At 72.3% G+C, this 24,262-nt stretch carries 19 protein-coding genes, 1 tRNA gene and 1 pseudogene; 12 read left to right on the top strand and 9 right to left on the bottom strand.

Annotated features, from left to right (window positions below; genetic code table 11):
* Positions 1-11: 11 nt before the first annotated feature.
* Positions 12-845 (bottom strand): HdeD family acid-resistance protein, encoded by an 834-nt coding sequence (locus QUE47_RS04545; RefSeq protein ID WP_286218747.1) that lies wholly within the window; start codon positions 843-845, stop codon positions 12-14.
* Between the two features lie 172 nt (positions 846-1,017).
* Between QUE47_RS04545 and QUE47_RS04540 the strand changes: the two genes are divergently transcribed.
* Positions 1,018-1,770: an HAD hydrolase-like protein gene (locus QUE47_RS04540; protein ID WP_286218746.1), complete on the top strand. Its 753-nt coding sequence runs from the start codon at positions 1,018-1,020 to the stop codon at positions 1,768-1,770.
* A 73-nt stretch (positions 1,771-1,843) separates the two neighbouring features.
* On the top strand, positions 1,844-2,662 hold the full coding sequence (locus QUE47_RS04535; RefSeq protein ID WP_286218745.1) for a MerR family transcriptional regulator: 819 nt from the start codon (positions 1,844-1,846) through the stop codon (positions 2,660-2,662).
* A gap of 47 nt (positions 2,663-2,709) precedes the next feature.
* On the opposite strand, the gene QUE47_RS04530 is transcribed toward QUE47_RS04535, so the two are convergent.
* Both QUE47_RS04530 and QUE47_RS04525 read right to left on the bottom strand, forming a co-directional pair.
* Positions 2,710-3,318, bottom strand: coding sequence for a TetR/AcrR family transcriptional regulator (locus tag QUE47_RS04530; RefSeq protein ID WP_286218744.1), 609 nt, complete (start codon positions 3,316-3,318; stop codon positions 2,710-2,712).
* A gap of 102 nt (positions 3,319-3,420) precedes the next feature.
* Positions 3,421-5,903: pseudogene (locus tag QUE47_RS04525) on the bottom strand (glycogen/starch/alpha-glucan phosphorylase).
* Positions 5,904-6,323: 420 nt separating this feature from the next.
* Between QUE47_RS04525 and QUE47_RS04520 the strand changes: the two are divergent.
* Positions 6,324-7,634 (top strand): sigma-54-dependent transcriptional regulator family protein, encoded by a 1,311-nt coding sequence (locus QUE47_RS04520; protein ID WP_286218743.1) that lies wholly within the window; start codon positions 6,324-6,326, stop codon positions 7,632-7,634.
* Positions 7,635-7,638: 4 nt separating this feature from the next.
* On the opposite strand, the gene QUE47_RS04515 is transcribed toward QUE47_RS04520, so the two are convergent.
* The gene (locus QUE47_RS04515) at positions 7,639-8,070 is read right to left on the bottom strand and encodes a hypothetical protein (protein WP_286218742.1); all 432 of its coding nucleotides are present in this window, start codon (positions 8,068-8,070) and stop codon (positions 7,639-7,641) included.
* A gap of 186 nt (positions 8,071-8,256) precedes the next feature.
* On the opposite strand from QUE47_RS04515, the gene adh reads away from it, so the two are divergent.
* From adh to QUE47_RS04485, 6 genes are all read left to right on the top strand, one after another.
* On the top strand, positions 8,257-9,780 hold the full coding sequence (adh, locus tag QUE47_RS04510; RefSeq protein ID WP_286218741.1) for an aldehyde dehydrogenase: 1,524 nt from the start codon (positions 8,257-8,259) through the stop codon (positions 9,778-9,780).
* A 106-nt stretch (positions 9,781-9,886) separates the two neighbouring features.
* Positions 9,887-10,330 carry a DUF779 domain-containing protein gene (locus tag QUE47_RS04505; RefSeq protein ID WP_286218740.1) on the top strand — a complete coding sequence of 148 codons (444 nt, stop codon included), beginning with the start codon at positions 9,887-9,889 and terminating at the stop codon, positions 10,328-10,330.
* 53 nt (positions 10,331-10,383) lie between these two features.
* Positions 10,384-10,908, top strand: coding sequence for a DinB family protein (locus QUE47_RS04500; RefSeq protein ID WP_286218739.1), 525 nt, complete (start codon positions 10,384-10,386; stop codon positions 10,906-10,908).
* Positions 10,909-11,008: 100 nt separating this feature from the next.
* On the top strand, positions 11,009-12,004 hold the full coding sequence (locus QUE47_RS04495) for a hypothetical protein (protein ID WP_286218738.1): 996 nt from the start codon (positions 11,009-11,011) through the stop codon (positions 12,002-12,004).
* A gap of 741 nt (positions 12,005-12,745) precedes the next feature.
* Positions 12,746-13,852, top strand: a complete 1,107-nt coding sequence (locus tag QUE47_RS04490; RefSeq protein ID WP_286218737.1) for a pirin family protein — start codon at positions 12,746-12,748, stop codon at positions 13,850-13,852.
* 1,336 nt (positions 13,853-15,188) lie between these two features.
* Complete coding sequence (locus QUE47_RS04485; RefSeq protein ID WP_286218736.1) at positions 15,189-15,335, top strand: hypothetical protein; 147 nt, start codon at positions 15,189-15,191, stop codon at positions 15,333-15,335.
* Positions 15,336-15,868: 533 nt separating this feature from the next.
* Here the strand turns inward: QUE47_RS04485 and QUE47_RS04480 are convergent.
* The 5 genes from QUE47_RS04480 to QUE47_RS04460 form a co-directional block, all read right to left on the bottom strand.
* Positions 15,869-16,306, bottom strand: a complete 438-nt coding sequence (locus tag QUE47_RS04480; RefSeq protein WP_286218735.1) for a hypothetical protein — start codon at positions 16,304-16,306, stop codon at positions 15,869-15,871.
* Entirely contained in the window at positions 16,303-16,563 is a 261-nt protein-coding gene (locus QUE47_RS04475) for a helix-turn-helix domain-containing protein (RefSeq protein WP_286218734.1), read from the bottom strand. Before QUE47_RS04475 ends, QUE47_RS04480 begins: the two co-directional genes overlap by 4 nt.
* Positions 16,564-16,658: 95 nt before the next feature.
* Positions 16,659-17,501: a hypothetical protein gene (locus QUE47_RS04470; RefSeq protein WP_286218733.1), complete on the bottom strand. Its 843-nt coding sequence runs from the start codon at positions 17,499-17,501 to the stop codon at positions 16,659-16,661.
* A gap of 46 nt (positions 17,502-17,547) precedes the next feature.
* Complete coding sequence (locus QUE47_RS04465; RefSeq protein WP_286218732.1) at positions 17,548-18,948, bottom strand: tyrosine-type recombinase/integrase; 1,401 nt, start codon at positions 18,946-18,948, stop codon at positions 17,548-17,550.
* 125 nt (positions 18,949-19,073) lie between these two features.
* Positions 19,074-19,144 (bottom strand) — tRNA-Gly (locus QUE47_RS04460).
* Positions 19,145-19,299: 155 nt separating this feature from the next.
* Between QUE47_RS04460 and dcd the strand changes: the two genes are divergently transcribed.
* From dcd to QUE47_RS04445, 3 genes are all read left to right on the top strand, one after another.
* On the top strand, positions 19,300-19,875 hold the full coding sequence (gene dcd / locus QUE47_RS04455; protein ID WP_286218731.1) for a dCTP deaminase: 576 nt from the start codon (positions 19,300-19,302) through the stop codon (positions 19,873-19,875).
* A gap of 71 nt (positions 19,876-19,946) precedes the next feature.
* Positions 19,947-21,017 (top strand): hypothetical protein, encoded by a 1,071-nt coding sequence (locus QUE47_RS04450; protein ID WP_286218730.1) that lies wholly within the window; start codon positions 19,947-19,949, stop codon positions 21,015-21,017.
* A 139-nt stretch (positions 21,018-21,156) separates the two neighbouring features.
* Positions 21,157-24,183, top strand: coding sequence for a Na+/H+ antiporter subunit A (locus QUE47_RS04445; RefSeq protein ID WP_286218729.1), 3,027 nt, complete (start codon positions 21,157-21,159; stop codon positions 24,181-24,183).
* Positions 24,184-24,262 lie beyond the last annotated feature (79 nt).

Here is a 24,262-nt window from a genome sequence, read left to right as displayed (position 1 = left end):
TGCCACCAGGGTCAGGAGGTCGAACCCGGGGGAGCCTCGCCCTCGGCGCCGCCTGCGTGCTCGTCCATGCTGCCCGTCGTGCTGCCCGTCGTGCTGCCCGTCGTGCCGCCCGCCGTCGGTCCGGACGCGCTGCCGCCGGACGTGCTGATCCCGGTCGGGGCTCCTGCGGCGGTGCTGCTCGCGGACCGTGCCGCCCGAGCGCTCGCCGGGGAAGCGGCCCCGGCGTCCGACGCTGGCGACGAGTCCGATGCGACCGAGGCGCCGGCGCTCCGTCCGTCCTTGTTGCTCACGTGCAGGGACCACCCGGCGACCGTCAGCGTGATGCCGCTGAAGACGAAGAACACGGAGAGGCCGAGCGTGATGGTCTGGATGTCCTCGAGCGGCTTGATGAGTGCCATGACGCCGAAGAAGGTCCACAGCAGCGCGGTTGCGATCTCCCAGTCCCAGGCCCTGCGCCGGGCTCGGAACGCCCTGATCCCCGACACGAGCCCCATCACGCCGGCGACCAGCGCCCAGATCGCCACGATCCGCAGGATGACCGTGAAGGTCGACTCCGGCCAGATCACGACGGCGACGGCCGCGACCGCAGCGGTGATGCCGACGCCCAGCCGCCACTGCGCGCCGGACTCGTCGGTCGCCTTCATCTTGTTCCACTCGAGGAGCAGGATCACGGCCTGGAGCGCGAAGACCACGGCGAGCAGCCACTTGAGCACGCTCTGACCGAGGTCGGGCCACACGTACATGACGAGCCCCATGACGAGGAACACCGCGCCGCGGACCAGTGCTGGTGCCCAGACACGTTTGGCGACCTCGAAGGTGGTCTGGCTGAGTGAGTCCTGCGACATCGTGCTGCCTCCGTCGTCCTGCCGTTCGCTGCTGAGGGAAACGTAGCGCCCGCGGGCGGTGAGCGCGCGGCCCGCGCGCCGTCGTCCGAGGATCGGGACGCGACGCCCGGGTGTGGACGGAGCGGAGCGGGCGGCGACACTGGGCGAGGTCGCGGGGTGGCACCCTGGTCGCATGACCCGGCACGCCGACCCCCGACCCGACGCGCGACCCGACTCAGCGCCCCGCTGGACGCCGGGTCGGCGGCCCTCCCTCGTGCTCCTGGACCTGGACGGGACCCTCACCGACTCCGCCCCGGGGATCACATCGTCCATGGCCGCGGCCTTCGCGGAGCTCGGGCTCCCGGTGCCGGACGCCGCAGGGTTGCGTTCGATGGTCGGGCCTCCCCTGGCGCAGGGGATCCAGGAGAGGGGCGTGCCGGCGGATCGGGTCGACGACGTCGTGGCGGTCTACCGCCGCCTCTTCCGTGCGGGCGGGATGCTCGGTGGCAACTCGGTGTTCCCCGGCATGGAGTCGGCTCTGACCAGGCTGCAGGACGCCGGCGTGCGGATGGCTGTCGCGACGTCGAAGCCCCAGGTCCTCGCCCGCGAGATCGCGAGCCACTTCGGGCTCGACCGCTTCATGGAGGGCGGGACCGAGGGGGTGTTCGGCGCCGACACGGACGGTGGTCCGCGCAGCTCCAAGGCCGCCGTGATCGCCCACGCCCTCGGCTCCCTCGACGAGGTCCCGCCCGCAGAGCAGGTCGTGATGGTCGGCGACCGTGAGCACGACGTCCACGGCGCCGCATCCCACGGGCTCGCCGCCGTCGCGGTGGCCTGGGGCTACGCGGAGCCCGGGGAGGTCGAGGCCGCCGGTGCGCTCGCCGTCGTCCGGTCCCCGGAGGAGCTCGGGACGCTGCTGCTCGGCACGTCCCGACCCGTCGGCTGATCCGACCGCGGTCCGACCGCGGCCCGATTAGGACCTTGACCTTGACGCAGCGTCAAGTCCTACCGTCGTACCCATGACGACACGAGACGGCCGGGCGCACGGCGTGAGGGCGCCGTCCGACACCACGAGGCAGGACTGGTCGATCCAGGAGGTCGCCCGGCTCGCCGGGACGACGAGCCGCACCCTGCGCCACTACGACGCCGAGGGGCTGCTCGCGCCCAGCCGGGTCGGGCACAACGGCTACCGCTACTACGACGCCGCGGCCGTCGTCCGGCTGCAGCGGATCCTGCTGCTGCGCGAGCTCGGGCTCGGGCTCCCGGCTGTCGCCGAGGCGCTCGACGGGCAGTCCGACGAGCGCGCCGCGCTGCGGACGCACCTCGGGTGGCTGCGGGGCGAGCAGGACAGGCTGGCGCGGCAGATCGCGTCGGTCGAGACGACGATCGCGCACCTGGGTGCGCCGGAGGACGGAGACATCATGGCGAAGGACATGCTCGACGGGTTCGACCACACCGAGCACAAGGACGAGGTGGAGCGGCGCTGGGGCTCCGACGCCTACGCGGCCGGGGACTCGTGGTGGCGCGGCATGTCGCCCGACGAGCGCGCGGACTGGCAGCGGGACGCGGCGAGCCTCGGAGCCGACTGGGCCGCCGCGGCGAGGTCGGGTGCGGACCCGCACGGGCCGCAGGGCCAGGCGCTGGCCGAGCGGCACGTCGCCTGGCTCGGGGCGATCCCCGGGACCCCCGGCGCCGGTGAGGAGCCCGACCTCGACTACGTCGTCGGGCTCGGGGAGATGTACGTCGCGGACGAGCGCTTCGCGGCGAACTACGGCGGCGAGGAGGGTGCGCGGTTCGTCCGGGACGCCCTGCTGGAGTGGGCGGCCCGGCGGGTCTGAGAGGCGGGCCCCCTACGGGTCCTGTTGCTCGGCCCGTGGCCGGTCCGCTACCGGGCCGGGACCGGCACCCGGGCGCCCACGGCCCGGAGCACGAACGCCTCGGTCGCGACGATCGCGCGCTCGCGCGCCTCGGGCTCCTCGGGGACGAGGCGCCCCGAGAGGCACGCGTTGACGAGGCCGACGGTCACCTGGACGTCCTGAGCGGGGAACTCCCGGACGGCGATGCCGGCGGTGATGATCTGCCGCAGGATCGCCTCGACCACCACGATGTGCTCGCGCAGCTGGAGGCGGGTGGCGCGGGAGAGGACCTGGCGCAGGTCGGGCCCGGGGGCGAGGTGGAACACGCGGGTGAGGCGCGCCTGCTGGCGGATGTACGTGCGCAGCTGCTCGACCGGGTCCGAGACGCCGATGAGCGACCGCTCGAGGGTGCGGACGTACTGCTCGGTCTCGTGGGTGATGAACCCGAGCAGCAGCGCCTCCTTGTCGGCGAAGTGGTTGTAGACCGCCGTGCGGCCGACGCCGGCCGCCGAGGCGATGTCGGCGAGCGAGATGGCGTCGAAGCCCTTCTCGGCCATCAGGGTCGACAGTGCGGTGAACAGCTTCTGTCGGGTCTGCTCCCGGTGCTCGTGGAGCGATCCGCCGATGATCTTGGGCATGCTGACATCGTAAGCCCTGAATGTCAGATCGGTGGACGCGCGAGGGCCGCCGCACCCGTGGGTTGCGGCGGCCCTCGCTGGGGTCCGGCAGCGGCCGGACCGTCAGCCCTGCATGCTGCTCACGTCGATCGAGACGGGCTCCGCGTGCCAGATGCGGTCGAGGTAGTCGCGCATCGAGCGGTCGGAGGAGAAGAACCCGGTCCGGGCGACGTTGAGCACGGCGCTGCGCGTCCAGGCGTCCTGGTCCGCGTAGGCCGTGTCGACCCTCGCCTGCGCGTCCATGTACGACTGGAAGTCGGCGAGGACGAGGAACCGGTCCTGCTCGAGCAGGTTCGCGACGATCGGCTCGAACTCCCCGCGACGGCCGTCGGAGAACGCGCCCGACGCGATGAGGTCGAGCGCCCGGCGCAGCGCGGCGTTCTTGTCGTAGAACGACGCCGGCTCGTACCCGGCGGAGACGACCCTCTCGACCTCCGGCTCCGACATGCCGAACAGGAAGAAGTTCTCGTCGCCGACCAGCTCGCGGATCTCGACGTTCGCGCCGTCGTCCGTCCCGATCGTCAGGGCGCCGTTGAGGGCGAACTTCATGTTGCCCGTACCGGACGCCTCCTTGCCGGCCACGGAGATCTGCTCCGAGAGGTCGGCGGCCGGGATGAGCTTCTCGGCGAGGGTGACGTTGTAGTTCGGCGGGAACACGATGGTCAGGCGGCCCTGCATCGCCGGGTCGTCGTTGACGGTGCGGCCCACCGCGTTGATGAGCGCGATGATCTCCTTGGCCATCCGGTACCCCGGTGCGGCCTTGGCGCCGAACACGAAGGTGCGCGGCGTGACCTTCTCGATGGGCAGTGCGCCCGACTTCACCTGCTCGTAGAGCGAGACGATGTGCAGCACCTTGAGCATCTGCCGCTTGTACTCGTGCAGGCGCTTGACCATCGCGTCGACCATCGTGCCGGTGTCGACCCGGATCCCGTCGCGGGCCTCCATGACGTCGGCGAACCGCGCCTTGTTGGCGGCCTTCACCTCGCGGAAGCGGCTGAGGAACCCGGAGTCGTCGGCGAGCGGCTCGAGCTCGGAGAGCCGGTCGAGGTCCGTGACCCAGCCGTCGCCGATCGCCTCGGTGATCAGCCCGGACAGGCCGGGGTTCGCGAGGCGGACGAAGCGCCGCGGGGTGACCCCGTTGGTGACGTTGGTGAACTTCTCGGGCTCCATGTCCGAGAAGTCCTTGAGCACCTTGTCGCGCAGGAGCTGCGAGTGCAGGGCGGCGACGCCGTTCACCTTGGACCCGGTGACGGTGGCGAGGTAGGCCATGCGCACCGCGCGCTCGGGGCTCTCGGCGATGATCGACATGTGCCGGGCCCGCATCTCGTCGCCCGGGTACGTCTCGCGGACGCGGGCGAGGAAGTCCTTGTTGATGCGGTAGATGATCTCGAGGTGCCGGGGCAGAAGCTTCTCGAGCAGCGACGTCGGCCACACCTCGAGGGCCTCGGGCAGCAGCGTGTGGCAGGTGTAGGCGAAGACCTGGTTCGTGACGTCCCAGGCCTCGTCCCAGTTCCAGCCGCGCTCGTCGATCAGGATCCGCATGAGCTCGGGGATCGCGATGACCGGGTGCGTGTCGTTGAGCTGGAAGGTGATGCGCTCGGGCAGCTTGTGGAGGTCGTAGCCTGCGGGCAGGACGTCCTCGATGAAGTTGCGGAGCGAGCAGGCCACGAAGAAGTACTGCTGCTGGAGCCGCAGCTCCTTGCCCTGGGGCGTGGAGTCCTCGGGGTAGAGCACCTTCGAGATGTTCTCGGCGAACGTCTGGGCGCGCACGGCCTCGGTGTAGTCGCCGGCGTTGAAGATCTGCAGGTCGAACGCCTTGGTGGCGCGGGCGCTCCAGAGACGCAGCGTGTTCACGCGGCCGTTCTGGTAGCCGGGGACCATGTAGTTGTAGGGCACGCCCTCGACGGACCAGCCCGGGACCCACCGGCTGACCTCGCGGCCGTCGTCGTCTGCGGTCTTCTCGGTGTGACCGCCGAAGTTGACGGTGACCGCGGCCTCGGGGTGCGGGAACTCCCACGGCGACCCGAGCTCGAGCCAGTTGTCGGGCTGCTCGACCTGGCGGCCGTCGACGAAGGTCTGCTTGAAGATCCCGTACTCGTAGCGGATCCCGTAGCCGATCGACGGCACGTCGAGCGTCGCGAGCGAGTCGATGAAGCAGGCGGCGAGCCGCCCGAGGCCGCCGTTGCCGAGCCCGGGCTCGACCTCGACGGTGCGCAGCTCGTCGAGCTCGATGCCGAGGCCCTGCAGGCTCTCGGCCGCGATCTCCTCGAGGTCGGTCGCCAGGAGGCTGTTGTCGAGCTGGCGGCCGAGCAGGAACTCTGCGGAGAGGTAGGCGACGGCCTTGGACTGCAGCTCGGTCTGGCGACGTTCGGTCTCGAGCCATCGGGTCATCAGGTAGTGGCGGACCGTCCGTGCCAGGGCGAGGTACTTGTCGTTGACCGAGGCCTGGAGGAGGTCCACCCCTGCCCGAAGTTCAGTTCCCGGAGGAACTCTCGAGTGAAGCTCTCGACGGTGTTCTCGCGGATCGCGATGGGTGGGTTCGTCACCCTTCAACGGTACTCGGGGCGTCGGCCCGGATCACTGGAAAAGCGCGATCCGTCCGGCGGGTGAGCGTCCGACGACGGCGCGCGGCTCGGGCGGGCGGGGCGCGATCGCGTCGGGGGCGGGCGCGTGCACAGACGCGTCGTCGCAGGTGAGAGGCCGGACGAGGGCATCGGGGCGCGGTCCTTCACCTGGTGGGGTGCGACCTTCGCCGTTGCAAACGTGTCTGAAATCACATCCGTACTTTGCAAAGAATTTCACGATCCGACCGGCACGACGACAGATGGCGATACGCCCCGGGCGCGACATGGTGCAGGACGGTGCGTCCGGCAGACCCCACGTCGGCGCCCGAGTGCCTACAGTGGAGCCGAGGCGCCGCAACGACGTGGACGGGGCGCCGACGACCAGCAGCCGGAGGCGCGACGATGCGCAGCACGGTCCCGAGCGAGGACCCCGCACGGGTGCGCGCTGCCCACGAGGCCTACGTGACCACCGGCAACCTCGCGCCCGGCGTCCGCCCGCTCGTCGCCGAGTCGTGGGCACGGAGCCTGCGCAACGGGGTCGACCCGGAGTCGCCGCACCCCGAGGTCGAGCTCTCCGACCACGAGCTCGCGGAGTACCGCGCCGCGCACGTGCTCGCCCCGGTCATGCCCGTCGTGCGCGAGCTGCTCGTGGACGCCGCCGTCACGGACGGGCTCGTCGTCGCGGTGACGGACGACGTCGGTCGCCTCCTGTGGGTCGAGGGGAACCACGGGGTGCGGGACGCCGTGGGGCAGGTCGGGTTCGTCGAGGGCGCCGTGTGGCGCGAGGAACGGGTGGGCACCAACGCGCCGGGGACGGCGCTCACGACCCGGCGCCCCGTCCAGGTCCTCGGTGCCGAGCACTTCACGCGTCCCGTCCAGGCGTTCAACTGCGCGGCGGCGCCGATCCGCGGCGTCGACGGGCGCGTGGTCGGCGTGCTCGACGTGACCGGCGGCGGGTCCGCGGCGTCCGGGGTCGTGCTCTCGCTCGTCCGGGCCTCGGTCGCGGCCGTCGAGTCCGAGCTCGTCGAGCGGTCCTGGCGGGCGGGCCAGGGCGCGTCGCCGGGAGCACCGGACCTGGCTGCGGCAGGCGAGCTGCTCCTGCCCGGCACCGCCCACCCGGCCGGCGGGACGACGTCCGGCACCTGGCTCGAGGTGCTCGGCGGGGCATCGCTGCACCACGGGCCGGGCCGCGACCGGCACGTGAGCCTGCGGCACGCGGAGATCCTGCTGCTCCTCGCCGAGGACCCGCGAGGCCTGACCGCGGACGAGCTCGCCGTGCTGCTGCACCCGGGAACCCTGAGCGACGTCGCCGTGCGCGCCGAGGTCTCGCGGCTGCGCCGCGCCGTCGGGCCGCTGCTGGGGGAGTCACGCCCCTACCGGCTCGCGCGTCCGCTCGCGACCGACGTCGCCCTCGTCCGGTCGCTGCTCGCCGTCGGGGACCTCGGCGGGGCGCTCGCGGCGTACCCGGGGCCGGTGCTCCCGCGGTCGGTCGCGCCGGGCGTCGAGGCGATCCGCGCGGAGCTGTCGGCCGAGCTGCGCGGGGCGGTGCTCGCGTCGTCCGACGCCGGCGCGGTCGAGCGCTGGCTGGCGAGCCGCGAGGGCGCCGACGACCACGACGCCTGGCGCCACCTCTCCCGGGTCGCGGCCACGGGCTCGCCCGCCGCGACCCGCGCCCGCGCGCGGCTCGCCCTGCTGGACCGCTCGCTCTGCTGACCGGTCAGCCGACGCCGGCAGCAATCGGCTCGGCTGCGGGCTCGCAGCCGAGCGGGTCGACTGCCGTCACCGTCTCAGGACACCGCCAGAGCTCCCACTCCCCGGAGCCGTAGGCGTCCTGCGTGGCATCCACCCACATCTCCATCCCGTCGATCCCGGGCCCGACGCGGAAGTAGGTGGTGATGGGGTCGCCCTCGGTGGTCGGGCTGGTGACGGTGAGCTCCGCCCCCGCTGTCCCGGCCTCGTCGAGGCACTCCCGCGCGGACGCGGGCTCTTCCTCGCCCTGGCTGAGGTTCAGCTCGCCGCAGGAGGGCAGCACTGGGCGGTCCTCGAACGCTGCACGGGCGTCGTCGTCCGGACCGGTGGAGCACGAGACGAGGAGCGCGCAGCACGACGCGGTGCCCAGAAGTGTCGTGAATGAATCGAACCGGGTCATGCCCGCCCTCCGACCTCGGCGTCGGGCTCCGCCGTCTGCGGCGCCCACCGCCTATCCAAGCAGAGTCGCCATCGGGTGCACGGCGAGCCTCGGGCAGACCTGCAACGCTCCTGCAACCCCTGCGGGCCTACCGTCCGAGCAGGACGGCGCAACGAGGCGCCGACCGACGCGAGGAGGCAGGCACGCATGACCGTCTACGCCCAGCCGGGGACCGCCGGCAGCATCGTCGAGTACAAGAGCCGGTACGACCACTGGATCGGCGGCGAGTACGTCGCCCCCGCCAAGGGCCAGTACTTCGAGAACCCCAGCCCCGTCACGGGCAAGACCTTCACCGAGGTCGCGCGCGGCACCGCGGAGGACATCGACCGCGCCCTCGACGCCGCCCACGGCGCCGCACGGACGTGGGGCAAGACCTCCGCGACCGAGCGCGCGATCATCCTCAACAAGATCGCCGACCGCATGGAGGCGAACCTCGAGATGATCGCGGTCGCCGAGTCGTGGGAGAACGGCAAGCCCGTGCGCGAGACGCTCGCCGCGGACATCCCGCTCGCGATCGACCACTTCCGCTACTTCGCCGGGGCGATCCGCGCCGAGGAGGGCTCGATCTCCGAGATCGACGGAGACACCGTGGCCTACCACTTCAGCGAGCCGCTGGGCGTCGTCGGGCAGATCATCCCCTGGAACTTCCCGATCCTGATGGCCACGTGGAAGCTCGCACCGGCGCTCGCGGCCGGCAACTGCGTGGTGCTCAAGCCCGCCGAGCAGACGCCCGCGTCGATCCTGTTCCTGATGGACCTCATCGGGGACCTGCTGCCGCCGGGCGTCCTGAACATCGTCAACGGCTTCGGTGTCGAGGCGGGCAAGCCGCTCGCGTCGAGCCCGCGCATCGCGAAGATCGCGTTCACGGGCGAGACGACGACGGGCCGGCTGATCATGCAGTACGCCAGCCAGAACATCATCCCCGTGACCCTCGAGCTCGGCGGCAAGTCCCCGAACATCTTCTTCGACGACGTCGCGCGGGCCGACGACGCCTTCTACGACAAGGCGCTCGAAGGGTTCACGATGTTCGCCCTGAACCAGGGCGAGGTGTGCACGTGCCCGTCGCGGGCGCTCATCCAGGAGTCGGTCTACGACTCGTTCCTCGGCGACGCGATCAAGCGCACCGAGGCCGTCGTCCAGGGCAACCCGCTGGACACGGACACGATGATCGGCGCGCAGGCCAGCAACGACCAGCTCGAGAAGATCCTCAGCTACTTCGACATCGGTCGTGACGAGGGCGCGAAGATCCTCACGGGCGGTCACCGCGCCGACCTCGGGGGCGACCTCGCCGACGGCTACTACGTGACGCCGACGATCTTCGAGGGCAAGAACTCCATGCGGGTGTTCCAGGAGGAGATCTTCGGTCCCGTCGTCGCGGTCACGAGCTTCAGCGACTTCGACGACGCCATGACGATCGCCAACGACACCCTCTACGGGCTCGGGGCCGGCGTCTGGTCCCGGGACGCGAACACCGCGTACCGCGCCGGTCGCGAGATCCAGGCGGGCCGCGTGTGGACGAACTGCTACCACGCGTACCCCGCGGCGGCGGCGTTCGGCGGCTACAAGGGCTCCGGCGTCGGGCGCGAGAACCACAAGATGATGCTCGACCACTACCAGCAGACCAAGAACCTCCTGGTCAGCTACTCGCCGGACAAGCTCGGCTTCTTCTAGACCCCTCCTGCCGAACCGGGGGTCGTGGTCGATCCTGCCCGTCGGATCGACCACGACCCCCGGTTCGCGGGTACACGATCACCGGTTCGAGAAGAGGAGCCCCACGATGGTGGACGAGATCAAGGACGAGGCGCGCCCCGTCCCCGAGCGGGTCGCGGTGACCGCCGCCGCGACCGAGATGCTGCTGAGCCTGCGTGAGCAGCACGGCGAGCTGATGTTCCACCAGTCCGGCGGCTGCTGCGACGGCAGCTCACCCATGTGCTACCCGCTCGGCGACTTCCTCACCGGCGATGCGGACGTCCACCTCGGCGACCTGTCGCTCGTAGGGTCGGACGACGGCCCTCACCCCGGTGAGCAGGCGACGGTCCCGGTGTGGATGAGCCGCAACCAGTACGAGTACTGGAAGCACACCCACCTGACGATCGACGTCGTGCCGGGCCGAGGTGCCGGGTTCAGCCTCGAGGCGCCGGAGGGCGTGCGGTTCCTGATCCGGTCGCGCATCTTCTCGGACGCCGAGCTGGACCGCCTCCTGGCCGCCGACGCGCTCTGACGGCAGCGGCGGGAGGTCCGCACCCAGCGCCGACGCGCCCCTATGCTCGGCGCATGGACTCCATCGAGCCGGACACCAAGGACTGGACCTGGGTTCTCGACCGCCCGTGCCCCGACTGCGGCTTCGACGCCGGGGCACTCCCGCCCGGCGCCGTCGGTGCGGCCGTGACGGCCGCCGTCCCCCGCTACGTCGCCGTCCTGGAGCGGGACGACGTCGCCGTGCGCCCCGACCCGGGGACGTGGTCGGCGCTCGAGTACGCAGCGCACGTGCGCGACGTGTTCGGCGTCTTCGACGAGCGGCTCGCCCTCATGCTCGCCTACGACACCCCGGACTTCGACAACTGGGACCAGGACACCGCTGCGGTCGCGGGCGAGTACGCGCTCCAGGACCCGGGGGTGGTGGCCGTCGAGCTCGCGGCCGCGGGCGCCGCGGTCGCCGCGTCGTTCGACGCGGTCGCCCCGGAGCAGCTCGACCGTGCCGGACGCCGGTCCAACGGGTCGCAGTTCACGGTCCGGACGCTGGGTCAGTACTTCGTGCACGACGTCGTCCACCACCTGCACGACGTCGACGCGGACTGATCCCGGGGCGCCGACCGGCGCGCCAGTGCCGCCGACCGTTGGCGGCTCCGGGCGGTGACCACGAAACATGGCCGTAGCCTGCTCCCGCTAGCCTCCGGCCATGACTCTCGGTGTCGCGGGGGCGCTACCCGCTGAGCTCGCGCACGACCACGTACTCGTCGTGCCCGAGGGCACCGACCTCGCGGAATACGCTCGGTCGCGCTACCTCGACGCGGGTTGGGCTCGCGAGCCGGTCTCCACGGTGCAGGCGACAGCCGAGATGCCGCGGGCGGTCGGGGCGCGCTTCCGGGGTTCTCAGGTCCGTGCGGAGGCCCGTCCGGGGATCCTCACGCTCGACGACGAGCTCTGCGCCGTCGGCCCGTTCCCGCTGACCCCGGCCCAGACCCAGGCGCTCGACGTCGAACAGGGCGCCATCGGCTACGCGCTCCACGCGGCGCAGCCGCCCGCGAGGGGCGGTCCCGCGGCCGCGGCGGAGGACCGGGACGGACTCGTCCGCGCCTTCGGTCCGGCGATGCCGGTGGGCGCCGAGCTCCGCGCGCTGCGCTGGGCGGTCGCCGTGGCCCGTGCGGTGCGGGGTTCGTTGGTGACCAGCACCAACGAGGTCGTCACGCCGGACCCTCGGTCCTCGGTCGACCTCACGCTGTACAGCGCCCACGCCCTGACGGCGGGGCAGGTGCTCCCGATGCTGCGCAAGGTCCAGCCCGGCGCGCGCGTCGTGGACGAGAGCCGCGTGGAGCGCGGACCGGCGGCGTTCACCCTCGTGGGTGAGTCCCCGTACGACGGCGACCTGCACGTCTGGCTGCAGCGAGCGACCGACGTCCCGCTGGCGCTGCAGCGGCGGGCGTGGCGCGAGTACGGCCCGTTCGAGTACCGGATGATGTGGCGGCCCGCGGAGCCGCTCGAGCTCGACGTCGAGCATCCGTCGGGCACCCATCTCATCGCGCGGGAGAGGGTCCGTTCGGCGATCGCAGGGCTGTCCGTGGCGCTGACCGCGCGCATCGGAGGGACGGTGGTGAGCGACAGCGGCTTCGTCGTCGGGTCGGACGAGCTGCGCGCGCGGGCGGAGATGTCGCGCGGCGGGAGCGTCTGGGTGTGACGAGTTGTCCACAGAGGTTGTCCACAACCCTGTGTGTATAACCCGAAACAGCAGGCCAGCGCTGTGGACCGCGCTGTGGACGGCGTGCGATCAGCCCAGCGCGGGTGATTTTCCGCGAGAATGTGCTGGAACGGGACATCCGTGCTAACCCTCAGGCTGAGGTCCAGCCTGTCGGCGACCGAGGTTTTCCACAGATTTTGTACACATGCCTGTGGGTCGTGTGGCCGTTCGGCCGCTCCGCCTGTGGACGACCGGTGGACGACGCCGTCCGGTGCTCGCGGCGCCCCCGGACCTGTTGCACGTGCCGCCCGAGAGGACTAAAACGTCTCTAGCGGCACCGTGGACGCAGTCGCTCGGCCGGACGGTCGACGGGGGTGCGTCGCAGTGTCGATCGACCGGAGAACGGCTCGACCCCCTGGTGTCCTGCTGGGGAGGCGTGTGACGGCGCAGTCCTGCCGGACCCGGAAGCACGACCACGAGAGGTGTCGACTGTGGTGAGACGGACCTTGAGCCCGCCGGACCGCGACCGCACCGAGCCGTGACGTCACTGCGGCGCCCCACCGTGACCGGCCGCACCGGCCTGCCGCTGTTCTGCTGGGGCACGGGGTCGACAGCGGGCCCCTCGGACTCGACCTCCGAGCGGCCCGCTGACGCTTGTCCAGGACCTCGTCGAGGTTCGTGGTCCGCACAGGTGGGCCAGGCGTCGGCACGGAGGCCGACACGCGTGCCTACGCTCGGTCCATGAGCAACCAGGAGCGCGACCCCGACGAACGCCTGTGCTCCGCTGGCGATCCGCGCGCGGGCATCGAGGTCCTCACGCACCGGGACGTGCCGCTCGGCGGTCCGCGGGCCATGGACGTGCGGCGCACGATCCCGCAGCGCGCCCGTTCGCTCGTCGGCGCCTGGTGCTTCTGCGACCACTACGGGCCGGACGACGTCTCGCGCGGCCCGGGCATGCAGGTCCCGCCGCACCCGCACACCGGTCTGCAGACCGTCACCTGGCTGTTCGAGGGCGAGGTGCTGCACCGCGACTCGCTCCGGTCGCTCGAGACGGTGCGCCCCGGCGAGCTGAACCTCATGACCGCCGGCCGCGGCATCTCGCACTCGGAGGAGACGCCGCGCGGCAGCCGGGAGGCGCGGCTCCACGGCGTGCAGCTCTGGGTCGCGCTGCCGTCGTCCCGCGCCGGCGGCCCACCGGCGTTCGAGCACCGGTCGAACCTCCCGACGGTGCTCGCCCTCGGGGCGCGCGTCGAGGTGTTCGTCGGCTCCCTCGGGCTCGGCGGGCGCGTCGTGACCTCCCCGGCCATGGTCCACACACCGTTGGTCGGTGCGCAGGTCGACCTCGACCCCGGCAGCGAGGTGACGCTCGACGTGTCGGAGGGGTTCGAGCACGGCCTGCTCGTCGATGCCGGCGACGTGACGCTCGAGGGTGTCCGGGTGCCGCCGTCCTCGCTCGCGTACGTCGGGACGGGACGGACGTCGCTGACGGTGGCCGCGTCGTCCGACGGGCCCGCCCGGATGATCCTCCTGGGCGGCGAGCCGTTCGAGGAGGACGTCGTGATGTGGTGGAACTTCGTCGGGCGCACGCACGAGGACGTGGCCGAGGCTCGCGCGGCCTGGTCGGCCCAGCTCGCCACCGGGTCGCGTGACTCCGACGGCTCTGGCGGGTCGGGCGGCGCCGACGGGTCTGGCGGGTCTGACGGCTCGGACGCGCCTGATGGTCGGGTCACGGGCTTCGTCGAGGGCGCTGACGAGATGCGCTTCGGCGAGACCGTCGGCTACGACGGTCCGCCGCTCCCGGCGCCACGGCTGCCGGACGTGCGGCTGCGCCCGCGTCGGCGGGCCTGACGACCTATCAGGAACCGGCCGGGCGCGTCCGGCGGTCCCGTCCCGAACCGGTGGTTCCTTCGCGCCGAACCGGTGGTTCGGTGTCGTCCGAGGCCCGGGATCGACCATAACCACCGGTTCGGCGGCCGTGGCACGGGGACGGTCCAGGGACGACGAGAGCCGCCCCGGACGACGTCCGGAAGCGGCTCTGACCTGCACTGACATGCTGTGGAGCGGGTGACGGGAATCGAACCCGCGCTATCAGCTTGGGAATCTGCCTATTGCACGTTTCTAGGTGGCCGGCCAGGCGGCTGCAAGCCGCTGACCTGGGATTACTCTATCGCTCACTATCGCTAAGGGTGCCTAAGACATGCTCTCTAGGGGCGCGTAAGGGCGCATTAGGGCGCAAATCTTGGGGCTCGAGCGAGCTCGTGAGCGGGCCTCGCGGGGCCGCTGCCGCATGGGCTGACCTGCGACGATGCCGCACCGGAGTCCTGGCTCTCGAGGTGGGTGCGCGTCGGAGGCGTGGCCGTCCAGGAGTTCCGAAGGGCGCACGGGGGTCGCTCGGCCGGCGATGAACCTGCGGAGGCGCGGGCGTGGTGGCTCACGATTGACCAAGTGCCGCATGGGCTGACCTGCGACGATGCCCCATCGCGGGTCGCCGCGGCGTGGTCCGGGCATGGTGCGGATGAAACGGCCTGCATCAGCTCGGTCTGAAATCTGAGCCGCGCAGGGCGCTCCGGTCGTGTCTCGAGGGGCCGAGCTGCGAGCCGCGGAGCAGGTGCGCGGAGTGGCCGGGGCCCCGAACCGGGCCGGATCGGCCCGGTTCGGGTCGCGCTTGGCCGATTCTTGCCCGTTTTTCAACACAATCGGGAGAGAAAGGGAGGAGTAGGCGCGAGAGTTTCCGCATTGCTCACTTAAAGAAACGCGGCCTTCCCTATACATGGTCACCAAGAAAGAGAAATGAGAGCGGACGGCTTGCGTGGGTTACCGAGCCAGTCAAAGACCGTTCAAACCGTGGGCCATTCGATCCAAAGCATCGGCTGTAGGGGCGCCGGCGATGGGGCGGTTAGCACTCGGCCCTCGAGGCGTGCCAGGTCCACGTGCTTGTGGCAGCTCACGCACCGGGGCTCGTACCGCTGCGGGTCCGGGCTGTACTCATACCCTCGGCCGTCCTCGAGCTCGGCGGGATCGTCATGGGTGTAGCACCAATGACGGGCAGGGCCACCGCAATCGACGCAGCCGTGGTCGCGTGCCCGGCCTCGGCGGCGCCCGACGCGGCGGTGCGCACCCTTGTAGGTGATCGGCCCAGGCCGGCGCGGTGTCATGCCGCACCGCCGCGGGCGAGTGCCAGGGCATGCCGGACCACCTCAGAGCCGGGAGCATCCTGGCCGAGGTCGGCTTGGGCACGCTCGAGATAGCGGGGGTAGTGGTTCGGTCCGAGCTTCTCGAGAGCGGCGCGTTCGATGCCCTCTTGCTCGGCGTCGCGGCGGCTCGCAGGTGAGGTGCTCGCCTGAGGTGCGATTGTTCCTGGGGTATTCCTCTGTAGGTTCCTCACTTCTCCTAGGGCGGTGGCTGAGCCTCCGCCTGAGCGGTGGCTCAGTCTCCGCCTGAGCGGTGGCTCAGTCTCCGCCTGAGGCGGTGGCTCAGTCTCCGCCTGGGTGCGTGAGGCGCTGAGCTCGAGCGTCAACCGATGCTCGGTGCGGTGGTGTCCCTGGCCGGCCCGGATGCGCTCGGCCATGCCCGCCCTGCGAATCTCTTGCCACGCCGCTCGTACCGCCCGCTCGGCGTTGCGGTGGAGTGTTCGCGCGTCCGCTGCCTCGGGGCTCGTGTCCTCGGCGTCGGGTTCCTCGGGCAGGGTGTATCCGAGCGCGTCGGCAAGGATCGGTGAGCCCGCCCAGTAGCGAGCGCCCTCAGGTGTGCGGGCATCAGCGTCCCGGCACAGGTGCGCGGCCCGCAGTAGCACGAGCCGCGCGGCGCGGCCGAGCCGCTTGTGTCTCGAGTCCGCCCATACCGCGCTGACCAGTAGCCCACCCATCAGTGCCGCCCAGTGTCGTGGGCCCCGTGCATCATGGCGGGACCGTGCGGCTTGCTCAGGGCCTCGGTAGGTGCGCCGGCTCCCACGCGGGGGCCGGCGTCGCCGACTACGGCCCGCGGGCCGAGCAGGGCAAAGCCTCGGCGGTGGTAGTCCTCGAGAACCTCGGGGCTCGGGTCTGGGTGGATGATCCAGACCATGACCGGCTCGCGTAGGCGGGTCGCACGCTCGAGGGCGCCGGCCAGCGCGCCGAGGGCCACGTGGCGCACGTGGGGTGCAGCGGTGTCGCCGAGGGCGGCGGCGAGCGCCTCGAGGTTGATCCGCACGTCCGAGCCGGTAGAGAGCCTGGCGGCCAGTTCGGGCGCGTGGTCGCCGGTCAGTACCGCGACGCGGGCGCCGACCACGCGCGGTGCGTGGCCGGCGTGCCTGGCGGCGCTCATGCGCTCGGGCGGGCTGTGGCCGGCCGGGTCGCGGCGGAGATGAATCGCTCGAGCTCGCTCCGGCGCAGGCGGATACGCCGCTCTCCGAGGTTGGCGGCGGCGATACGGTGCGTGCGGATCAGCTCGCGTACCGCGAGCTCGGGCACGTTGAGGTACTCGGCCGCATCGCGCACGGTCAGGAGCGGGTCAGCGTTCGGGGGTGCTGCCTCGGTGGTGCTCGCCAGGGCACGCGGTGCCGGCGTGGTCGTGGTGTTCACGGGTGTCTCTACCTTCGTTCGGCGTGAGCCGGCCTAGGTAGGGCGTAGCGGGCGACGGCGGGCGCGCGGAGGTGCGCGGGGCCGGGGTGTGCGGGTCAGGCAGCGTGCGTCGCTCGCGCCCGCGTGAGCGGCGGGGCGGCGGTCAGCACGCACTCGGTGAGAGCCAGTAGCGCCGGTGGCGGATCGGGGTCATGCGCGGCCCGCTCGAGGTCCGCGGCGGCCCGCTGGGCATCGGCGGGTGTCGCGTCCGGGTCGTCGTCGTGCGGCTGGCGCTCGAGGGCGGTCCGCGCCTCGGCGCGAATGGCGATCCGGGTCACCAGTTGCTCGGCGCGTGCTTGGACGATCGACGCCAGGTAGGCCTCGAGCTCATAGGCGAGCGCGTCGGTGAGCGCCTCGAGGTCGGCCGGCGATCCGATGCCGTAGGCGGCCCACACATGCGTGCCCTCGAGGGGAAAGCCGAGGTCTGCGAGCGCGGCGTAAGCCTCGGCGCGCCCCGCGTCGCTCAGGTCGGTGCGGGCCCCGAGCGCGCGCAGGGCACGGACCGCGGCGAGCAGCATGCCGGGAACCTCGGTGACCGGCCGCCCGTACTCGTGCACGTCCCCCACGAAATGCGCGAGCGCGGCGCGGGATAGTCGCTGCAGGGCCTCGGGCTCGGGCATGGCGAGCAGCAGGGCGGCCTCAGCTCGAGCCGAGGTCAGGGTCGCGAACGCGCCCCGAGCATCGCGCTCGGGGTGCGTCAGCTGGGCGACGCGAGGTAGGCGCAGGTCGAGCGAGGGCGCATTACGGGCGCGCGTAACGCACAGGGCGCGCCGTACTCGGCGAGGCTCGTCAGGCGAAGCACGGGCCAGTTCGCGGGCGAATGCCCGACGCTCGGCACGCTTGGCTTGGCGAGCGGCCGCGCCTGCGGTGCGCTCGTCGGGCGGCGTGCTGCGGGTCATGTTTCGGAACCTATCGCTAGGTAGGGACAACTGAAATCGTGTAGGTCTATGCGCTGGCCCGTGGGCGCAGGGGCAGCACGTTGGCCGGGTGCTCGAGGTCGGCCATGCGCGCGGCCAGGCGGCGGTCCGAGGCGTCGGTGGCGTGCTGGTAGATCAGCGCGGCGGCCACGGTCGAGTGGCCCAGGCGGCGCTGTAGCTCGGCCAGCGTGGCGCCGGCCTCGGCGGCGCGGGTGGCGCCGGTGTGGCGCAGGTCGTGCCAGCGCAGATCGGGGCGGCCGGCCTCGGCGCGGGCGCGTCCGAATGCCACGCTGCGGGTGCTCGAGTGGACGGGGCGCCCCGAGGCGGTAGCGAACACCAGAGCGCGCCGGCCGGGGCCGGTGAACCGGTCCAGGTGCTCGGCCAGGGCGCGCGCGGTGGCCGGGGGCAGGGCCACGGTGCGCCGGCCGGCGTCGCTCTTGGGCGGGCCGAACGTGATGGGCTGGCCGTTCACCTCGATCAGCGATTGCTCTACCCGCACGGTGGCGTGCTCGAGGTCGATGTGACGGCGCTCGAGGGCGAACAGCTCCGAGGCGCGCAGGCCGGACCACGCGGCCACGAGCACCGCGGCGCGGTATCGCTCGGGCATGGCGGCGGCGATCAGCTCCACCTCGGCGGGCGTGGCCGGTGTGCGCTCGGCGGCGCGCACCTGCCCGCCGCGTCGGACCTGGCACGGGTTGGCCGAGAGCATGCGCTCGCGCACGGCGGCCGAGCAGATGGTGCGTAGGAGCCGGTAGGCCTGGGCGGCCTGGGTGCGGCCGGCGTTCGGCGCCGGGGTAGGGGCGGCGGGCATCGGCGCGCCGGCGCGCTGCCAGTCGGCCACGAGCGCCGCGGGCAGGCGCCCGGTCACGGCGCACGGGTGCCCGTAGTCCAGCGCCCATGCGCGCACGGCCTGGGCGGTGGTCACGGTGGCGGCGCGTTCGGCGCGGGCGGTGGCCGAGGTGCGAGCTGCGGCCACGACGGCGGCGTGCCAGTCGGCCACGAGTCCGGGCGTCAGGGCCCGCACCTCGAGGGCGCCGAGGTCCAGGGCGATGCTCGAGCGGCCGGTGGCCGGGATCGGGGCCAGGAGCCAGCGGTCGGCCAGGCGCCGGTACAGGTCGAGCGTGCGGGGCGCCAGACCGTCCTGGCGGGCCAGCCAGCGGCGGGCGTAGGTGCTCAGCGTCAGCGCCCCGAGGTCGGGCGCGCGGTAGGAGCCTCGGTACACGTCGGTCAGGACGGCTGCGAGCGCGCCCTCGGCCTCAGCGCGCGTGTCATGGGTGCCGGCGCTGCGGCGGGTGCCGTCCGGGCCGGTGTACAGGGCTCGCCAGCGCCCGGAGCGTTCCTGGCGTACCTGTCCGTAGCCGCGTCGAGCGTGGCGTGAGGGCGTGGTGGCAGCTCGAGGGGCCGAGGTGGCGCGGGTGGTGGTGTTCATGCGGTCGCTCCGTGCGTATCCGCGCCGCGAAGGGCGCATTAGGGCGCAAGAGGCGAAAACCCTCGCGCCTCAGAGCGGCCCCAAACGGGGGCGATACGCACTCTGACCTGCGATGATGCTGAGAGAGCGGGTGACGGGAATCGAACCCGCGCTATCAGCTTGGGAAGCTGATGTTCTACCATTGAACTACACCCGCGAAGCGATCCTGGGGGCATGCTCGGTGGTGCTCAACCCGAGCCCCGGTCGATCGCGCGCACCGATCATAACCGCATCGGGCCCCGATTCTCGAAACGGTCGGTCTCGGTGGGCCGGGGCCTCCGCAACACCGGCCGACTCCGCTAGCGTGAGCCCGTGCTGCTCTCCGACCGCGACATCAGGGCCGAGCTCGACGCCGGCCGTGTCCAGCTCGAGCCCTACGAGCCCGGGATGCTCCAGCCGTCGAGCATCGACGTCCGGCTCGACAGGTACTTCCGGTTGTTCGACAACCACAAGTACCCGTTCATCGACCCGCGCGAGGACCAGCCCGAGCTGACGCGGCTCGTCGAGGTCGACGGCGACGAGCCGTTCATCCTGCACCCCGGCGAGTTCGTGCTGGGTTCCACGTACGAGGCGGTCACGCTGCCGGACGACGTCGCGGCGCGCCTCGAGGGCAAGTCCAGCCTCGGGCGACTCGGCCTGCTGACCCACTCGACGGCCGGGTTCATCGACCCCGGGTTCTCCGGTCACGTGACGCTCGAGCTGTCGAACGTGGCGACGCTGCCGATCACGCTCTGGCCTGGCATGAAGATCGGCCAGATGTGCTTCTTCCGTCTGTCGTCGCCCTCCGAGCACCCGTACGGGTCGAGCGTCTACGGCTCGCGGTACCAGGGCCAGCGTGGCCCGACGGCGTCGCGGTCGTTCCAGAGCTTCCACCGCACCCAGGTCTGACGCCGCCCGACCGCATGGCCGCCGACCGGAACCCCCGACGCGTCAGACTGCACCGAGCCCCGAGAAGAGACATGCCTACCCTCCCTCCTTCGCTCCCGTCCCTGCCCGCGACGTCCCCGGCCGGGTACCAGGCCCGGCACCTGCTCGTCCTGCCCGACGACGTGGTCGTCGACGAGGTCGAGACCCTCGCGCTGTCCCGCTTCGCGGGGACACGCTGGGACGTCGTCCCGACGGGGGTCGTGCCTGCGGCGGCCGCGCCGCGCGTCGCGCGACCGGGGGAGCCCGGTGTCCTGCGGACCTCCCGCCACACGACGCTCACGGGGCCGTTCGCCCCGGTGCCGGGGTTGCCGCACGGGTCCAGCGCGGTCTTCGACGTGACGGTCCCGCGCGAGCGTGGCGAGGCTCCCTACCCGGGCGGCGGGGACCGCGACGGGCTCGGCAGGGCGTTCCCGCACGGGCTGCCGCACCGTGAGGAGGGCCGGGTCGTCGCCTGGCTGGTCGACGCCGCTCGCCGCCTCGGCGGGCACCTGGCGCTGGACGCCACCGCCGACGGCCGCGCGGCCGTGGTGCTGACCCCCGACCCCTCGGTCGCGGTCGACATGACGGTCTACTCGGACGTGTGGCTCGACCCCGACGCCGCGCAGTCCGTGCTCTCCGCCGTCGACGTGCGGATCCGCCTGGCGATGGACGGGGCGGAGTGGAGCGGCCCGCCGCGGGGCATCGCGGACCTGCCCCTGTACCGGGGCGAGCAGATGGAGGCCGAGACCCGCAGGCGCATCCACGCGGCGGCCGACGAGGTCGACATCCGGGCCCTGACGAGCGGCGAGCCGCTCGACGGCTACGGGCTGCTCCTCGACCTCGGGGTCGACGGCATGGTCGCGGTGGAGGTCGACGGCCAGGACGAGCTGCCGCTGCTGCTGCGCGGTCTGCCGTGGACCCAGGGCGGCGCGGTCGCCTACCGGGTCCGCTGGGAGCCGTCCGACCTCGAGGCGTCGCAGGACGAGCACCCCTCGCTCGACTTCCGCGTGGCGCGCAAGCGTGCGGCGGAGCTCGTGGCCGACCTGGCCCGGGTCCTGCACGGCGCGGTCGGTGGCGAGATCGCGGACGACGCCGGGTTCCTCGTCGAGCCGGACGACCTCTGACCTGCGTCTTCGTCCAGCTGGAGGCGCACGGACGGTGAGGCGCTGACCGCTGTCGCAGGGACGCCGTCCGACCTGCGGCGACGCCGGGCCGGTTGGTAACCTACTCCTCTCGCCCACCCGCCCACAGGACGGAGCGGACGTGCTGCTGCTCCTCGTGGCCCACCTCCTCATGGCGCTCGCCGCGCCTCTTCTCGTCAGCGTGCTCCACCGCAGGGCGTTCTGGGTCATGGCCCTCGCACCGGCGTCCGCCGCGGCCTACGCCCTAGCCCACACGCCGCAGGTCATGGCGGGCGACTTCCCGACCGAGAGCGTCGCGTGGGTCCCGTCGCTCGGTCTCGAGCTGGCGTTCCGGCTCGACACGCTCTCGTGGTTCATGCTGCTGCTGGTGGGCGGGGTGGGCGCGCTCGTCCTCGTGTACTGCTCGGCGTACTTCTCCCGGACCGCCGCAGGCCTGCGGCGCTTCGGTGCGGTCCTGACGGCGTTCGCGGGGACGATGGTCGGCCTCGTGACCGCCGACGACCTGCTGCTCCTGTTCGTGTTCTGGGAGCTCACGACCGTCTTCTCCTACCTCCTGATCAGCCACTACGCGGACCGCAAGGCGAGCCGCCGTGCCGCGATGCAGGCGATCGTCGTCACCACGGCCGGCGGGCTCGCCATGCTCGTGGGCCTGGTGATCCTCGGTGAGGCCGCGGGGACCTACCGGCTGTCGGACGTCGTCGCGCACCCTCCTGAGGGCGGCGCGGTCCCGGTCGCGGTGGCTCTGCTGCTCGTGGGCGCCGCGACGAAGTCGGCGCTGATCCCGTTCCACTTCTGGCTCCCCGCGGCGATGGCCGCGCCGACCCCGGTGAGCGCCTACCTGCACGCGGCGGCGATGGTGAAGGCCGGCGTCTACCTCGTGGCCCGGTTCGCCCCGGCGTACGCGGAGCTGCCCGTGTGGCAGGTCATGGTGATCACCCTCGGGACGGGCACCATGCTGCTGGGCGGCTACCGCGCGCTGCGACAGCACGACCTCAAGCTCGTCCTCGCGTTCGGGACGGTGAGCCAGCTCGGCCTGATCATCCTGTTGGTCGGCCTCGGCACCCGGGGCGCGGCCCTGGCGGGGCTTGCGATGATCGGCGCGCACGCGATGTTCAAGGCGGCGCTCTTCCTCGTCGTCGGCATCGTCGACGCCGCCACCGGGACCCGCGACCTGCGCCGACTGACCGGCGTCGGGCGCCGGCTCCCCGTCACGGCGACGGCCGCCGCGCTCGCCACCCTGTCGATGATGGGCTTCCCGCCGTTCGCCGGGTACGTCGCCAAGGAGGCCGCGCTGGAGTCCCTGGTCCACGGCGCCGAGGACGGGTGGGTCGACCAGGTCGTGCTCTGGGCGTTCGTCGTGGGTTCCGTCCTGACGGTGGCGTACAGCCTCCGGTTCTGGTGGGGCGCGTTCGCCTCCAAGGGTCCGGCGACCGAGCGCGGCGCGGCGACCGACCGGCGGACCGGCAGCGGCGACGTCGAGCACCCCGTCGACCCGGGCGAGGTCGAGCGGCCGTCCGTGCTGCTCGTCGGACCGCCCGCGATCCTGGCTCTCCTGGGACTCGCCGCCGCGCTCCTCCCGCACCTGGGCGAGGCGATCCTCGGGCCGTACGCCGAGACGTACCCGGAGGGCGAGCCTGGACACCTCACCCTGTGGGGCGGGTTCGGCCTGCCGGTCGTGCTGACCCTGGGCGTCTATGTCGTCGGTGCGCTGCTCTTCTGGGCCCGGGAACGCGTCGAGCGCTTCCAGGCGCGGGCCCCGCACGTCGTCGAGGCCGACGTCGTCTACCGGCGCACCATGCGGCGCCTCGACGAGATCGCGGCCGACGTCACCGCGGCCACGCAGCGAGGCTCGCTGCCGTTCTACCTCGGAGCGATCCTCGTCGTCATGGTGATCGGCCCCGGGATCGCGGGCCTGGCCGGGTGGCGCGGCGAGCTGGAGGTCAAGCTGTGGGACCGGCCCGCGCAGATGGTCGTCGTCGTGGCGATCGCGGTGGCGACGATCCTCGCGACCCGTGCGCGCCGTCGGCTCAAGGCCGTCCTGCTCGTCGGGGCCGCCGGCTACGGCAACGCCGCGCTCTTCCTGCTGCACGGAGCGCCAGACCTCGCCATGACGCAGGTGCTCGTCGAGACCGTGACGCTCGCCGTCATGGTGCTGGTGCTGCGCCGTCTGCCCCCGTACTTCTCCGACCGGCCGCTCGCGGTCAGCCGGTACGTGCGGCTCGGCATCGGCGTCGCGGTCGGCGTCGTCATGATGGGCTTCGCGATCGTCGCCCCGCTGGCGCGCACGGCGCTGCCCGTCTCCATCGACTTCCCGAGCGAGGCCGACGAGTTCGGGGGCGGCAAGAACGTCGTCAACGTGACCCTCGTGGACATCCGTGCGTGGGACACGGTCGGTGAGATCTCGGTGCTGCTCGTCGCGGCGACGGGCGTCGCGTCGCTCGTGTTCCTGCGGCGCAGGAGCGGCGAGATCCCGAGGCTGCGGGCGACCGAGGACCTCTCGACGCGACAGCCCAAGGTCTGGTCGGGCACGCCGGACCCCGGCGGTGCCCTGCGGACCCGGGGCACCGGGGCCCGCGAGGGTGCCAGCCCGGCGATGCGGCCCTGGTTGCGGGCCGAGTCGACGCTCGCACCGCAACGGCGGTCCGTGATCTTCGAGGTCGTGACGCGCCTCGTGTTCCACTCGATGATCGTCTTCGCGCTCTACCTGCTGTTCTCGGGGCACAACTCGCCCGGCGGCGGGTTCGCCGCGGGCCTGCTCGTCGGGATCGCCCTGCTCGTGCGCTACCTGGCGGGCGGGCGGTACGAGCTCGGCGAGGCGGCCCCCGTCCACCCGGGGCTGCTGCTCGGTACGGGATTGTTCCTGTCGGCCGGCGTGGGTCTCCTCGCACTCCTGGCCGGGGGCGAGGTGCTGCAGAGCGTGATCCTGGACCTCCACGTCCCCGTGCTCGGAGAGGTCCACCTCGTGACGTCGCTGTTCTTCGACATCGGGGTGTTCCTGCTCGTGATCGGCCTCGTGCTCGACATCCTGCGTTCGCTCGGCGGCGAGCTCGACCGGCAGGCGGAGATCACCGACGGCGACCTCGACACCGGGCCCGAGTCCGAGCTCGAGGCGCTCGACCCCACCGTGATCGGCGGTGAGCGGCCGTGATCACCGACGTCCTCGAGTCCCTCGGTGGCCGGGTCGGCCACGTCGCCGCCCGGGTCGGCGGGGTCCTGCCCGCGTCGAC

Source organism: Paraoerskovia sediminicola (assembly GCF_030296575.1).
Taxonomy (GTDB): Bacteria; Actinomycetota; Actinomycetes; order Actinomycetales; family Cellulomonadaceae; genus Paraoerskovia; species Paraoerskovia sediminicola.
This window is presented reverse-complemented; position numbering and strand designations above follow the sequence as displayed.